Below are 14,079 nucleotides of genomic sequence, written 5' to 3'. Positions count from 1 at the left end.
GCTAGCGTCAACGACATCGCTCAGTTCGACACGCAGGGGAGGCGTGCACGACATGACTGACCACTCCGTTGTCCTCGGCGCCGGCATCGCCGGCCTATTGGCCGCGGCCACACTCGCCGACGCCGGCCACAATGTCACGATCGTTGAACGAGACCGCCTGCCGGACAAACCCTCCCGACGCCGTGGCGCACCTCAGGGGCCACACCTGCACAGCCTGCTCTCCCGGGGTTGGCAGACCATGGAAGAACTGGTCCCGGGCCTGATCGACGACGTGATCGCCGCGGGCGGCTACGCCCTCGACGACGCCCGACTCGGCGCGCGCATGCACATCCAGAACGGCCCGTACACCTTCAACCGCACCGATCCGGTAGCCGATCCCGCCGCTCTCGCGAGCTACCTGGTGACCCGACCGCTACTGGAATATGCGCTGCACCAGAGGGTTTCGGCGCTGCCCTACGTCACCATCAAAGATGGACGCGACATCGGCGAATTCGTTGCCGGCCAACCTGATCGGATCGCCGGCGTCACCATCCACGACCGTCAAACGGGGGCAGCCGAGACGCTGGACGCCGGCCTGATCATCGATGCCACCGGCCGCGCCACCCGCACTCCCCTGCTCATGGAAAAGCTCGGTTACCAGCGGCCACCGCAGCGGACGTTCACGGTGCACGGCGTGTACTACAGCCAGCAGATCACCATCCCGGACCAGGACACGTTTCCTGAACGGCTGGTCCTGGTGATTCCGCCGGGCGGCGCGGCCGCGGCGGGCTGGCCACCGCCGAGCACGACACCTGGACATTGACCATCGCGACACACTCCGGCGCGCACCCCGCACCGCCGACCACCCTCACCGAAATGCTCTCGCTGGCGGAGGAATTCGCGCCTCGCCATATTGTTCCTGCGCTTCGCAGGGCCGTGGCACTCTCCGATATCGCGGTCTACCACTACCCCGGCGGCACCTGGCACCGCTACGACCACTGTGCCCGACACCCGAAGGGACTGCTCGTGATCGGCGACGCACTGTGCTGCCTGGACCCCCTTCAGGGCCAAGGGGTGACCATGGCCGCACGCCACGCCCACGCGCTCCGGACACACCTTCGCGACCACGGGGACGTTGACCCACAACGGTTCTACCAATCACTGGCACACATGATCGCTCCGGTATGGGCTGCCAACCAGCCCACCGGTAGCGCACCCGAGCGAGGCGTGAAGGCGAAGGTTCGCCGCCGTGCTCTGCAATGGGGCCGCCGCAAGATACTCGAAGCCGCCGACGACATCGTCGTCACCGAACGCCTCGTCCGGGTGGTGAACATGGTCGACCCGCCCCAGCGGCTCCTCGAACCCCGCTTGCTCGGCCGCGTCGCCGCCTACCATCTGAGCAGAGTGTGCCGCTCGCCTGCGTCCCGACTGCGTGTGAGGACGAATGCCCATGCTTGACACGTCATACCGCGAAACCCGGCTTCGCGTAGTCACGGTCGCGGCCGGCCTCGACGAAACTCAACTGCGGGCACCCGTCCCGGCGACACCCGGATGGTCCGTGCACCACCTGCTGGCCCACCTGGTCGGTGGGGCGGCCGACGCCGCGTCCGGTCGCCTCGACGGCGCCGGCGGCAGGCGCTGGACAGCACGACACGTCGCTGAGCGCGAAAACGATTCGGTTGAGGCATTACTGGCGGAATGGCAACGAGTTGCTCCAGTGGTCGAAGCCGGCCTCGCTGGTCAGCAGTTCACCGGGCCCAACCTGGCCGCCGACCTCATCTGTCACGAAGCCGATTTGAACGAGGCGCTCAACCTACCTCCCGTTGACCGCGGGTATTGGCAGGCGCCGTTCCTGAACGTGATGATGTGGCTCCTCGTGCAACGGCTGCGTCCCCTCACCTCGATACTCATCCGCGATGAGCACGGCAGCGAATGGTGCTGCGCCACAGACACACCGGCGCTCACCCTTCATGCAGACGGATACGAGCTTTTTCGAGCCATGTTCAGCCGAAGATCTCGCCTGCAGATCGCCGCCTGGAACTGGGCTCCCACCCCAGCGCAGGAAGTCATCGACAGCTTCGGGTTCTTCGGGCCCCGAGACGACGACCAGCCGCTGCCCTGCAAGCCGAAGAAGTAGGTGGTGGCGGACACCGCCTCGCGGTGAATCCGTTGGCTGTCTGTAGGTTCTCGTTCTCCGTGTCATCTCGCGACCTTCTGAACTGCTGTGATGCAAGCTGTCTCGGCTCGTGTCATCTAAGTTCTGTCTCAATTTCGTGTCATTTCTTCAGCGGCGACGTCGATGCATACGGACGGCGCCGTCACTCTGCCATCTCAACGCGCGCGAGGAGGGTTGCCGGCGGTGACGGTGGTAGGTGCGCACGGTCCAAGTCACTATCGCCACGCGTAGCTCGGGTCGGGTGGACCATCGTTTCCGGGCAACAGAGCCACACAACCACTGGACTCTACGAAGGGCTCACCTCAGCGGCGCAAATCGTCGCAGCAGGCACGATAAGGCCTGCTCCAGCCAAACCCCGGATCGCTGGTCTTGACTACGAAGGGTTGGGGCACGGCTGTGGTCGTCTGCACCTCAGTCTGGGTCACTGTTATTGGCGGAGGTGGGGGTAACTGCACGGTTGTGGTCACAGTCGGTGGGGCTGCCGTAGTGGTTACCGGAGTTGGCGGTAGCGGCGAGGTCACGCGCTGATGTTAGGTTGGGCCGCGAAGATGAGTCCGTAATAATCACGCCAACCGTGCTTACCGAACTAAGCGACTCACCTACTCCTCAACCGGCGTCTGGTTCTTCGGCTCAAGCGCCCTGAACAGCTTGAGCTGCTTGCGCCGGGACATCGGCTGCCGTTCAATCTCCGCCAGGCCGTTGAGCAGCACGTTGATGTTGTCCTGGGCTCTCACCAGCCACGGCCGGAGCACGTTGGCCTTGATCAGATCCACGTGGGGAATGAACGCTGAGTCATTGCGCGGCACATGGTGCGCTACTGCGAGCTTCACCAGGGCGTCGTCAATGGACTTGATGACGGTCTCTATGTGAGCCGGCCGTGGCACATCGAACCGGTGCGCCCTCCCGCTCAGGTAGTACCGGAACTCATCAAGGTCTGCCCTAACGGCGTCACCAGGAAGACCGCGATCGAGCGTGTTCACGGCCCGCACCAAGCGGTGCTGCTTGTTAATCCACCGGCGTAGATCCGCGCGGAGCTCGGCCTGGCGCTCATCGAACGGGGCGGCCTTGGAATGGCGGTACGCACGGTAGCCGTACCAGGCACCGATACTGCCGCTGACCAGCCCAAGGACGCTGAGACTGCTCTCAAGAACGTTCATGCTGCGGAGTGTACGGAGCGGGGGTGTACGGACCCGGTGAAGCAGTTGCCCGGCGATTCCCTGGTAACCGCCAGCTGTCTGGTTGAATGCCTGGAAAACACGGGAGGTTGTTGTGACACAGGCTGGCATCGTCACGCAGGTGGAACGCGTGCGGATCACAACAAAAAGCCGGGGTCACACGACAAACCTCCAGAAGGTTGAGCAGGACCTTCGCGATCTCAACAGCCTCCTTGTTGTAAGCGCACTGCGGGCAACCCGCCCTTACACGATGGAAGGCTTTCGTAAGTCTCGCCCCGGGGTGCTGACAAGCGATTTTCGCAAGGCGCAGCAGAATGCAGACGCCATCAACCTCTCCGAATTCAGGATCAACTCGCCCTGGACCGCGGTGCTGGAACAAGTCGCGGATGCGGCCACCGGCGGCGGCGTCCTGGCCGGTCTGCTCTACCTGTACAACCGGTTCCTGAAAACGGCGAGTGGGAGTATCGATGTCCAGCTGGAGTACTACGAAGCCAAGCAGAAGAAATCTGAAATCAAGAACGTCTTGATCCGCAACAAAATTGTCGAACAACGCCTGAAGCAAGAGCTCAAGCTTGAGACCGCAAAGACCGAAGCCCACAAACGGTTAATAGATGCTGGTTTGAAGGGAACACGGGGCTTTCTCTCCGCGGCTCAGCGTGAGGCCCTGGAGAATGAGATCATCGGAGCAGCGCGGGCGCTCACATTCATCGAATCGATCGAACCCGACCCACTGCCATAAATGGACACTCTAACTAGCCCGCCAAACATCAATGTGAACAGCTCATTTCAAGCTCTCATTATTGACTAGGGGACTCCACAAACGCGAGGTGTTCAAAGCATGAGACACTTTGCTCTTGTGCCCGATAGACGATGCCCAATGTTGGATCTCGATCTACAGGTCATGATAGACAGAACTGGGTGCTAGCAACCTCTAAGGCGATTTGCGCGGCGCGCCTACCGTTTTGTCACCTCCACGGCCTCACGCCCCGAAGACGTTACGAGCTCATGGCGGAGGTCCCGTATTCCCAAGGGTTCCTGGGGGCCTTCGCCACTCGACGGATTGAACTAGCCTCAGACGGCACCACCTCCGAAGAAATGGTTTGCAGCGGGCCACTTCGATGCCCTCGCGGCGACATTGCAGCCACACCTTGCGTGCGCCTAGACCGAGTAGTTCTGTCGGTGCACACGGGTGATCTCGGTTTTGAGTTCCTCATCACGCACCTGGCGCTTAGACGGATTCTGGCGGCGAGTACAGGCATCGTAGTAGGTGGACGGCGCGATCTTGCAGCCATGTGTGGAGAGCACACGGCAGATCGGCTCGGCGCCGTACTCCTGCTTGTGGGTGTCGATGTAGCCGAGGATCACCGATTGCGGCGGTCGAGCTCCGCCGCGAAGAAAGTCGATGCCGACTTAAGAATATCGTTGGCCCGCTTGAGTTCTCGGTTCTCTGCGCGCAACCGCCGGAGTTCTTCGGCCATATCGCTGCTCACCCCGGGGCGGCTGCCGGCATCGATCTGATCTCGACGTACCCAGCTCAACAATGTCTGCGGGGTGCCGATGCCCAGCTTGGCCGCCACCGACTCGATCGCCGCCCACTCCGACCCGTACTGATCGCGAACCTCGGCGACCATCCGCACCGCACGCTCACGCAGCTCGGCCGGATACTTCCTCGAACCTGCCATGACTCCATCCTTAACAAGAGATGAAGTCTCCGGACTCACCGTGGCGATTCAATTCACCCTGCTCGTCATCGACGAACTCGGCTACCTCCAGCTACCCGCTGAGGCCGCCTCTGCACTGTTCCAGGTGGTCCCCCAGCGCTATTTGAAGATCAGCATCGTCATCACCACCAACCGCGGAGTGGGCGCCTGGGGTGAGATCCTCGGCGACACCACCGTCGCAGCAGCCATGCTCGACCGCCTCCTGCACCGCTCGGTGGTCATCAACCTCGACGGCGAGTCCTACCGACTGCGCGACCACCAAGCCGCCGCCGAACCGCTACCGGCAACCGCCAAAAGGCCCGCGGTGGTGCAGGCAAACCTGAGAAACTCTGTCAGAGTTGAGAACTCACACAGCGTGTTGTAAGTTCTCATGTCCGGCTGCGCCGAAACGCTCCGCTGATCGGCTCCGATTCAGTTCCACGAGACACACATTGATGTCGTCGATGCCAAACGCTGCTTTCCTACAGCCAGTTCCCGAGAGCCAAGATACCCACGCTTCGCACAATCTGAGCTAGAGGTAGGTCTCGCTACCCTTCCCCTCGCCCGCGAGTGCGGTGATTGCACGAGTCTTTGGCGCCAGTCCATTTGGCCAATCATGCTGTGCCACCGCCTGCGCCATCACGTCCAGGCTGTTGGACTTCCAGCTAGGTGCAGTGGTTGCCATGACGATCTCGTCGGCGTCGAAGATCTCTGCCAACTTGACTCGGCCCTGCGCACAGGCCATTGCCTCATCACCGTCGCCGAGTGACCCGTTGCATTTTGCTTCGGCCACGATCAGTCTTCCGTCTGCCACCGCAACGAGGTCGGCCTCAGCGACCGTCCTTCGACCACGACGAATGACAATTTCTGTCGTGTCTGCGTATCGGTTCTCTGCTCGCATGCGCAAGTACGTCGCGAGCAACAACGGGATATCTCCGTTATCGCGCACTAGATTTCGGCCAAGGGGGTGGAGGTCGTAGAACCAATCGGGTTCACCAGCGGGCACGCGATATCTCGCGTGGGTGAAATCGTCAATGTTGCCACACCTGGGACACTCAATGCTCCTGCCTACCGCATCAACCGCGTGGAAGCTGAACATGTGGCAGATACTGCAGCCCAGTAGGAGGCCGCGAGTAAGAAGGCCTGACACCAGGAACTCGTCCACTAGTTGCCGCACATCCTCCTCCGGTCTCCCGGAGATGCTCTGAAAACCCAAGAGAGTCAGGTATACAGACCGATTGATGACGGCGCCGCGCTGCCCTTCTTTGTTGTCGAAAACATCCTGCGTTGCCGTGCCCGCAGGCTTCGGCATGTACTGAAGTAGAGCGGACCTTAATGGTCCGCTGAATGCTTCTACCAAAGCGCGCCTCGATCCGAACATGCCCGCGAGCACATGGGCTGGCCAGCCGGCGTCCGACACTTGCGCGTCGTAGCCGCACATCTCCGCTCTGGCACGAGCCCAAGCCACCATCCCAGGTTTCTTGATGCGGGGTCGCGCAAAGCGTTCCTCTGGAAGGATTCCCTCTTGAACAAAATCAAACCGAAGGGACTCATAGCTCACGCCCGTGCGGCCGTTTCGAACCCATGCCCGGTATCGGTCTAAGTAGTTGTCCGACTTATGTATTAGTGCGGCTGGGGGGACGGCCCGCCCTTGCGGCATAACCACCGAATGGATGTCCAGATCGACATGGAACGACAATGCGGCGAGATTGATCTTGGGGGCATCCAACACGGGAGCATCGGCACTAGCAGCTAGCGTGGCACCGTCCTCGGAATCTCGAATCACTGGCACGGTCGTAGATCGCTGATAATGGCGGCGCAGCCCAAGGAAGTACCTACCACGATCGGGAAAGTCGAGTACTTCACCCGGCAACACATCAATCTGGTCTTTTCCCAGCTCGTCACCCACGGCCGTTCCCGTAGAAATGTCTCGCATGACGACGAGTGGTTCGACAGCCACGATGTTTTCCACGAACTCGTCAAGCCGGGCTCGATCTGATGTGACTGAGCTGACTACGCATCGAACCATCCCCGACGGGGAGCGAATATTGCGTGCCATGCCGTGCGCTAGTGAACTGGCGTGCTTGTCTGCGAGCGGAGAAGCGCCTGGAACCCAGAGTTCGTCACAAATCCAGACCGCCTGGCCATACAACCGTTCCCAAATCATGGCGAGGCTGAAATCTTCCGGTTCATTTCCAACCACATGCAAGATCGCGTTGTATCGGTAATCGTTCACGTGCGTCAGCTCTGTCTGAGTAGCTGACCAGGCTGACTGGGGCTCCTCGCCAGCACCTTCGTCATCGATTCGTTCGAAGCATGACCAATGCGGCCGGATGAGGGATGAGGATCTAGGCCCCGCCAGCGATCGAACAAACAGTTCCTCGTCTCGCTCGAGCACTTGACCAAGCTCTGTGGTTGGGGTCCCGACGATCCCAAATTGATTTGCAACCATAAGGCCGAAGGGGGAATTCAGCGACGCTTTAGCACCAAAGACAGGGGGTTGTTTGGGATCTATCAGATGAATGGGGGTCAGGGGGCCGTTTCCGCTGTCGTCCGCCTGCAAGACGAAGATGCGCTCGGTCCACTCGTTTGGATCCGCGTCCCCGCCAAGGGCCATCCTGTAGGGCGAACAGGCCGCCACGACTGCCTTTCGGGCTCGCTGATCGTCCTCGGCGTTGAGCTGAAAAGCCGGCAACTGGTTGCGCAACGCTTCAAGAGCGTCCGCGTCGGCGCCAGCCGCACGTTGCGATTCAATCTCGGCTTCGATTGCGCCGGGATATACCGTGTCGTGCTGACCCATCGTCGTTGGCATCGTGACGACATAGTCCGGGTCGTACGCCTTGACTGCCCGCAGGATTATCGGGTCAACGACCCCTCTTCGGTGCGGCACGAGAATGAATCCTGAGCCGCCCCAGATAGAGCAACAGGCATATATTGCCTCCCGTGCCCAGTAGATCCAGTCGCCGTCAGTCCTAGTGACAACTGCCACGCGGGGTGCGCGGTAACTCACGCTGGCATCTGCGTACTCAAGATGGCCCGGTTGAGCTGGCCTCATTGGCTTGCCTCCGACCTATTGTATTGAAGTAGCGTCCGACTGAAGTCCATACGCACGACGGAACTCAGCTGGTGGGTCATCACTGGCGATATGCCACTGCGAGGGGCCGCTCAGGTTTCGAACCCTCGCCGACTAGCGCTAGTAGTTCTCGCGCACATATTGATAGATCCGGTCAAACAATTCGCCCTTGATCGGCAGCGAGTAGTTCTTCAAGACCGCACGCAGCTCCCGACGGACGGACTTGTCACCGGAGTCGCTCGAAGTCCAGCCCGTGTAGGCGACTTCGCCGACGATCGCGTCGATGCGTTCGACGATGTCCGGCACGATCTTGTGCAGCCCTTCCGGCGTGTTCTCCTCCACGATCTGCGTGAGAACGCCCCTCTTCGGATCGGCAAGGCGCTCCAGTGTCTCCTCGTCGGCCTCCTCAGCTGCGCGATCGGCCGCGACAACATCCTGGGCAACCTTCAGCGCCTCCTCGAGGAACGCGAGCGAGTCCTCGACGTTCTCGATCGCTTTGGCCCGAAGCTTCTCGATCCGTTCGGCGAGTGACTTGTACACAGGGCTGTCGCCCTCCGCGAGCCTGCGCTTGAGCCGCATCTCGATCGAATCCAGCACGTCCTGGTAGACGTCGGTGTCACCCTTGCCCGATGAATCGTCCGGGAGCTTCAACTGCTCCGCGATCCTCTTCAGCAGCGCCAGCCCGGCGGCATCGAGGGTTACTGTCCGCGACGCCATCGACTTCACGGCGACCTCGTTCATGTGGCCGTGGATAAGTTCCGTGGTCTTCGCGCCGAGGCGGGCCCACAGGAATGCCTTGGAGACATCCTTCGGGCGGATGGACTCGTACACCTTCGCGAGCCAGTGGTACTGCTGCTTGAAGGGCAGCAGCATCGGGTGGGGGTCGAGGAACTCCCACACGGTCTGCAGCGCCACGTAACCCTCGACGAACTCCGTTCGCTGCGAGCTTCCGCCGGGGATCCGCTCGTGCGCTTCGGCGAGGGACTCGAAGGAGGCGTCGGTCGTGTCTATGCCGGCGAAGAGGTGGAGGAGCTTCGTCAGGTCGGTGACGAACTTGCCCGCCAACTTGGAGGCGTCGACAACATTGAGTTCGTTGTCCTCGTCCTCGCTTGCGTTCGGGCCTGCAATCGCGTTGCCGATGGCCTTTGCGAGGCCGATGTAGTCGACCACGCGCCCATAGTCCTTGCGCTGACCCGTAATTGGGTTCTTCCACGGCCGGTTCGGCCGGGTGATCGTCTGGAAGAGGTTCGCATCCTTGGCGGGCTTGTCGAGGTACAGCACGCCCTCGATGGGCGCGTTGAATCCTGTCATCCACTTCGCGGTGACCACGACGAACGACATCGGGTCATCCACCTTCTTGAACCGGCGCTTGAGCGCTTCTTCCTGCTCCGAGGTGAGCAAGTACTTCTTGAACTCCTTCGGTGTGTCCTTGCTGTCGGCGACGTGCATCACCACGCCGACCCCGCGCAGCTGACCATCGGGCATCACAGCTCCGCGGCGCGCGAGCTCAGCCTCAATGGCCTGTGCGTACGCGATGACCAGCCGCTGGTTGTAAGCCACAACCTGCGCTTTCTGTCCCAGCGGAGCGACGAATGTCAGGAAGTGGTCGACAATGTCGGCGCACACCGCGGCGACGCGGTCCGGGTTGGACAGGATCGTCTCGATGTGCGAAGCCTTCCCCGAGAGATAGACCTTCTCGTCCTCTTCGAGGTCCTCCTCCACCGCCAGCTCGTCGAACGCCTCGTCCAACGCTTCCTTGTCGAGGCTGAAGCCGACGGACCTGCCCTCGACGACGACGGGCTTGGTGAACCCGTCGGCGATCGACTGCTCCGGGGTGTAGCGAGACATGACGAAGTCCGGATCCGACGGATCGCCAAACAACTTGAAGGTCGAACGCTCCTTGTCCTGGATCGCGGTTCCAGTCGCGCCGAAGAACTTCGCGTTCGGGACCGCGTCCCGCCACGCCTTGCCGAACTTCCCTTCCTGAGAGCGATGTGCCTCATCGACGAGGACGATGATGTTCGAGCGGTCGTTCAGGTGCCCGGCCTCGGCGAACTTGTGCACCGTGGTGATGACGACTCCTGGCTCATTGCTCCGAAGCAGAGCGAACAGCTCGCGCCGATTCTTAGGCACGCTCATTCGCGGCATTCCGGCGGTCTCGAACATCTCCGCGGTCTGTCGCACAAGATCTTTGCGGTCCGCGATGACAATCACGGTGGGCGCACCGCCGAACTTCTCGACGACCGCGTCGTCCCTCAGCAGGCGGGCTGCGGCGAACGCCATCAGCTCGGTCTTGCCCGAGCCCTGGTGATGCCAGATCAGCCCGCCGGGCCGGTCCGCGAGGACCTTGTCGTGGATCGCCAACGCCGCCTCGAACTGCGGGTAGCGCGGCAGGAGCTTGATGTCGATCTCGGACGCATCCCGTGCGTGCCGGAACATCACCAAGTCCTTGAGGATCGGCAGGATCGTCTCCGGTCGTAACAGCAGCCGCGCGGCGCGCTCGACGCGGGCCGGGCCAGTGACCACCTTCGGGTCGTCCTCGGTCGAGCCCCACGGAGCCCAGATCTCGGAGTCGGGGTCCGGGACCGCGCGGATCGGAGCCATCCGGAAGTCGAGGCCCTCGGTGGCGACGTTGAAGACGTTGGTAGCGAAGAAGTTCGGGTACTCCTCCTCATAGACGTCGTAAATGTCCTTCGCGGCGTTCACCCACGAGACAGCCTGCTTGACGGGCGTCTTCGTCTCGGCGACGACGAGCGGGAACCCGTTGACGTAGTAAACGACGTCGAGTCGCCGGGTCTTTACGGCCCCGCTGATGGTGACCTCGTCGGCGACGACGAACAGGTTGTTCTCCAGGTACTCGAAGTCGATAAGCCTGCGCGGCACGTGCTTGCCGTCGATCGTCGGGAAAGAATGGTCCCCGCGGAGCATCACGGTCAGCAGCTCGTTGGCGGGCACAAGCCCGTTGTGTGCGTCCAGGACGGCCTGGTTGATCTCGTGCACCACCAGATCGACGCTCTCCGGGTCGTCGACCAGCTCGGGGTTCAGCGCGAGCAGTGCATCCCTGACCCAGGTTTCGATGACGACGTCGTGCTCCTCGCGCGGCAGCTCGCCGCCAGTGGTGTGCTCCCAGCCGGCTTCCTCCGCCCATTCGATCAGCGACCGCTGGATCGTGCTTGCCTCTGTCCAGCCCATGTCAAGACACCTTTTCCTGCAACGCATCGTAAGACTCGGGAGTTTCGATCTCACCGCTGAGCAGTGAAGCCAGAAGGACGGAGCGGAACGAGCGGAGGTGGGCGAGTTCGTCACGGACAGCAGTGTTCTGCGCCGTCAAGCTGTCCAGTTCATCGGCAATTGTGCTCTGCTCTTCGATCCCTGGCAGGGCGACTGGGACTTCGAGGACGCGGATGGCGGTGATGTGTTTGATGTTTGTGCCGCTCGATATCTTCAAGAAGGTCCCAGACTCGAATGCCCATTGGCACCAATGATTGGTGAAGGCTGCAGTCGAGACACCGTCAACCGCGCGGAACCTCAGAAGTGTCTTCTGGAAGCAGACGGGGTCTTCGATCTCTCCATGCCAAACCGCGCTCAATCCCACAGCCGCCGCACTGGCGCTGCCCTCTGAGACGAGGACATCGCCCACCCGAAGACCGAACTTCGCCCGCTCATCTGGGTTGAAGTTCATCTGCTTGATATCAGCGAGATCAAGTACTCCATCGCCGATATTTGCCGAGCGCAAATAGTTGGTCATGTAGGGACCGATTGCATGCTGCGGGGCACGCTGCCGGCCCATCAGAACTGCGAATGCCTTCTTCAGCGGAATCGTTGCTGATTCACGGACGAGGAGTTCAGAGCGACGGGCTCGCAGCAGTACTCGCGCAGCTTTGGCCTCCGCCGCCAACGCGTGAATCTGCGCGTCCACCGCTTCCATGACGTCAACGATTCGGCGCTGCTCGGCGTGCGGCGGGACTACCAACCGCGCACCGAAGAACTCGGCAAGGCGAACATTCAGTAGGCCATGAGCGCGTGCTCCCTCTCGCAGCGTCCCACGGAGTGAGTTGAAGAAGTACGTGCCGTTGCAGGCATGAAGGAGGTAGTCCGACTCGATGTTGGGCCGGGCTCGGAAAACGATGTAGAGCGTCGTGACGACCGCGGGCTCGTCGCCATCCCAACGCGCAATGACGCCCCAAGGAGCGTCCTTAGAAGTGCTCTTGTTGTAGACAAAGTCGCCTGGCTCGACGACCCAGTAACCGCTGACATCCGCGCTCGCAACGCGTTTGTTGAAATATGTCTCCTGATCGACAAGGCCATGGCCTGCGGCGACGGTCAGAACCCGCTGATATCCAGCAGAGTTCTTGACGGCGATTCGATCAGCCACTTCATCTAGCCGCTTCACCTCCCACTCATTCATCGGCCAACTCGAACATGCTCAGGTCAATCCCCGCAGCTGCGAGACGCTCGAACATGACAGCTTCAGTCCGGATACGGTGCTGGCGTGCGTCTGCGTAAGCGACAAGTGCGGTGCCCAGGTCGGCAGTCTCCTCAGCCGCGACCTTGATGTAGCGGCCGATGTTCAGATCGAAGCCGTTGTCCTTGATCTCGTTAATTGACACCAGCCGGACGTCCGCGCCGCCTTCGCCATCGGGGTCCTCACCGGTGCGGTAGGCCTCGACGACCGCGTTGACATCGTCCTCGGACATGCGGTTCTGGTTCTTGCCTGTCACGAACCTGGACGATCCGTCGACGAATAGCACGTGGTTCTTCCGGTCAACTGGTTTCTGATCGCGGAAGATCAGCAGGCAGGCGGGGATCTGGGTCGAGTAGAAGAGGTTCGGCGGAAGCCCGACCACGGCCTCGAGGAGATCCTTCTCTATCAGGCACTGCCGGATGCGTCCCTCTGCCCCACCCCGGAAAAGAGCACCATGGGACATGACAACCCCGACCCTGCCGGTTCCAGCGTTCATCGACGACACCATGTGCTGGATGAAGGCGTAATCGCCGTTTTGCGCCGGCGGAACGCCGCAGAACGCTCGCGGGTCGGACGACCACCGGTCAGCACCCCAGTTCGCCAGTGAGAAGGGAGGGTTGGCGATTACGGCATCGAACTGGCGAACCGCGCCGCTGGTGTCCTTGAACGCGGGCGCCCGGAGCGTATCGCCGCGCTTGATGTCGAAGTCCTCGATCTCATGCAGAAAGAGGTTCATCCGTGCGATCGAGGAGGTGGTGAGGTTGATCTCCTGCCCGTACAGGCGCAGCGTGCGGTGGTCCATGCCGGAGTCGCGCAGCTGGTTGATGGTGGCCACCAGCATGCCCCCCGATCCGCACGCCGGGTCGTAGACAGTCTCGCCTGGCTGAGGCTCCAGGATCCCGACGAGCAGGTGCACGACCTCGCGCGGCGTGAAGAACTCGCCGGCCTTCTTGCCGGATTCGTCGGCGAAGTTCTTCAGCAGGTACTCGTAGCCGGCACCGAGCAGGTCATGGGAGACGGTGGACGGGTCGAGCTTGATCTGGTTGAAGGCCTTGATAAGGCCCAGCAGCGCCGATTCGGGTAAGCGCTCCTGGTTGCCCCACGACGCATCGCCGAAGACGCGGGCCAGCGAGCGCGGGTTTGCCTTCTCGATCTGCTGGAACGTCCGCGCTATCTCCGCCCCGAGGTTCTTGACCTTGGTCGTGACGTCGGACCACAGCGTGCCCGCGGGCATCTCGAACCTGTGGAAGTCGGCCTCGATCTCGTCGTCGAGGTCGTCGCCGTACTCGTCGAGGGCCTCTTTGTGCTCGTAAGCCCAGGTGTCGGAGATCCACTTCCAGAACAGCATCGGAAAGACATAGGTCTTGAAGTCGGCGGGGTCGACCGGCCCGCGCAGCGCGTTGGCCGCGTCCCACAGCCGTGTCTCAAGTTCTTGCTGGGTGATTGTCACCGGGTGCGCGCTTCCTTCGGTCAGTTGAACTCCTTCAATTTCGGAGCCGCGTGACATTCTT

General features: G+C 61.7%; 12 protein-coding genes and 1 other annotated feature. Of the genes, 5 read left to right on the top strand and 7 right to left on the bottom strand.

Going from position 1 to position 14,079, the window contains the following annotated elements:
* Window positions 1–52: 52 nt before the first annotated feature.
* The 3 genes from K6L26_RS01705 (at window position 53) to K6L26_RS01695 (ending at window position 2,116) form a co-directional block, all read left to right on the top strand.
* On the top strand, window positions 53–802 hold the full coding sequence (locus K6L26_RS01705; RefSeq protein ID WP_065063317.1) for an FAD-dependent oxidoreductase: 750 nt from the start codon (window positions 53–55) through the stop codon (window positions 800–802).
* A 113-nt stretch (window positions 803–915) separates the two neighbouring features.
* Window positions 916–1,437, top strand: coding sequence for a hypothetical protein (locus K6L26_RS01700; RefSeq protein WP_221852546.1), 522 nt, complete (start codon window positions 916–918; stop codon window positions 1,435–1,437).
* On the top strand, window positions 1,430–2,116 hold the full coding sequence (locus K6L26_RS01695) for a maleylpyruvate isomerase N-terminal domain-containing protein (RefSeq protein ID WP_221852544.1): 687 nt from the start codon (window positions 1,430–1,432) through the stop codon (window positions 2,114–2,116). Before K6L26_RS01700 ends, K6L26_RS01695 begins: the two co-directional genes overlap by 8 nt.
* Before the next feature lie 638 nt (window positions 2,117–2,754).
* Here K6L26_RS01695 and K6L26_RS01690 read toward each other — a convergent pair.
* A complete protein-coding gene (locus K6L26_RS01690; RefSeq protein ID WP_221852542.1) occupies window positions 2,755–3,312 on the bottom strand; it encodes a hypothetical protein in 558 nt (185 codons plus the stop codon).
* A gap of 112 nt (window positions 3,313–3,424) precedes the next feature.
* Between K6L26_RS01690 and K6L26_RS01685 the strand changes: the two genes are divergently transcribed.
* Window positions 3,425–4,069 carry a hypothetical protein gene (locus tag K6L26_RS01685; protein ID WP_221852540.1) on the top strand — a complete coding sequence of 215 codons (645 nt, stop codon included), beginning with the start codon at window positions 3,425–3,427 and terminating at the stop codon, window positions 4,067–4,069.
* A gap of 419 nt (window positions 4,070–4,488) precedes the next feature.
* Here the strand turns inward: K6L26_RS01685 and K6L26_RS01680 are convergent, their stop codons facing one another.
* Entirely contained in the window at window positions 4,489–4,695 is a 207-nt protein-coding gene (locus K6L26_RS01680) for a hypothetical protein (RefSeq protein ID WP_221852539.1), read from the bottom strand.
* Window positions 4,603–4,731: a sequence feature (AL1L pseudoknot), on the bottom strand. Its footprint overlaps the gene before it by 93 nt.
* The gene (locus tag K6L26_RS01675; protein ID WP_221852537.1) at window positions 4,692–5,012 is read right to left on the bottom strand and encodes a transposase; all 321 of its coding nucleotides are present in this window, start codon (window positions 5,010–5,012) and stop codon (window positions 4,692–4,694) included. (Overlaps the previous feature by 40 nt.) Before K6L26_RS01675 ends, K6L26_RS01680 begins: the two co-directional genes overlap by 4 nt.
* On the opposite strand from K6L26_RS01675, the gene K6L26_RS01670 reads away from it, so the two are divergent.
* Window positions 5,011–5,415 carry an ATP-binding protein gene (locus K6L26_RS01670; RefSeq protein WP_435405357.1) on the top strand — a complete coding sequence of 135 codons (405 nt, stop codon included), beginning with the start codon at window positions 5,011–5,013 and terminating at the stop codon, window positions 5,413–5,415. The two genes, K6L26_RS01675 and K6L26_RS01670, sit on opposite strands and share 2 nt — an antisense overlap.
* Window positions 5,416–5,562: 147 nt before the next feature.
* Here K6L26_RS01670 and K6L26_RS01665 read toward each other — a convergent pair whose 3' ends face one another.
* From K6L26_RS01665 to K6L26_RS01650, 4 genes are all read right to left on the bottom strand, one after another.
* Window positions 5,563–7,830 carry a hypothetical protein gene (locus K6L26_RS01665; protein ID WP_221852535.1) on the bottom strand — a complete coding sequence of 756 codons (2,268 nt, stop codon included), beginning with the start codon at window positions 7,828–7,830 and terminating at the stop codon, window positions 5,563–5,565.
* Window positions 7,831–8,223: 393 nt separating this feature from the next.
* The gene (locus K6L26_RS01660; protein ID WP_221852533.1) at window positions 8,224–11,295 is read right to left on the bottom strand and encodes a type I restriction endonuclease subunit R; all 3,072 of its coding nucleotides are present in this window, start codon (window positions 11,293–11,295) and stop codon (window positions 8,224–8,226) included.
* Between the two features lies 1 nt (window position 11,296).
* Window positions 11,297–12,511, bottom strand: coding sequence for a restriction endonuclease subunit S (locus tag K6L26_RS01655; RefSeq protein WP_221852531.1), 1,215 nt, complete (start codon window positions 12,509–12,511; stop codon window positions 11,297–11,299).
* Complete coding sequence (locus tag K6L26_RS01650; protein ID WP_221852529.1) at window positions 12,504–14,075, bottom strand: type I restriction-modification system subunit M; 1,572 nt, start codon at window positions 14,073–14,075, stop codon at window positions 12,504–12,506. The genes K6L26_RS01655 and K6L26_RS01650 overlap by 8 nt, the downstream gene beginning before the upstream one ends.
* Window positions 14,076–14,079: the final 4 nt, after the last annotated feature.

Origin of the sequence: Mycobacterium farcinogenes, assembly GCF_019739075.1 — a bacterium.
Taxonomy (GTDB): domain Bacteria; phylum Actinomycetota; class Actinomycetes; order Mycobacteriales; family Mycobacteriaceae; genus Mycobacterium; species Mycobacterium senegalense.
Note: the sequence above shows the minus strand (reverse complement) of the source record. Positions and strands in the feature narration are given on the sequence as shown.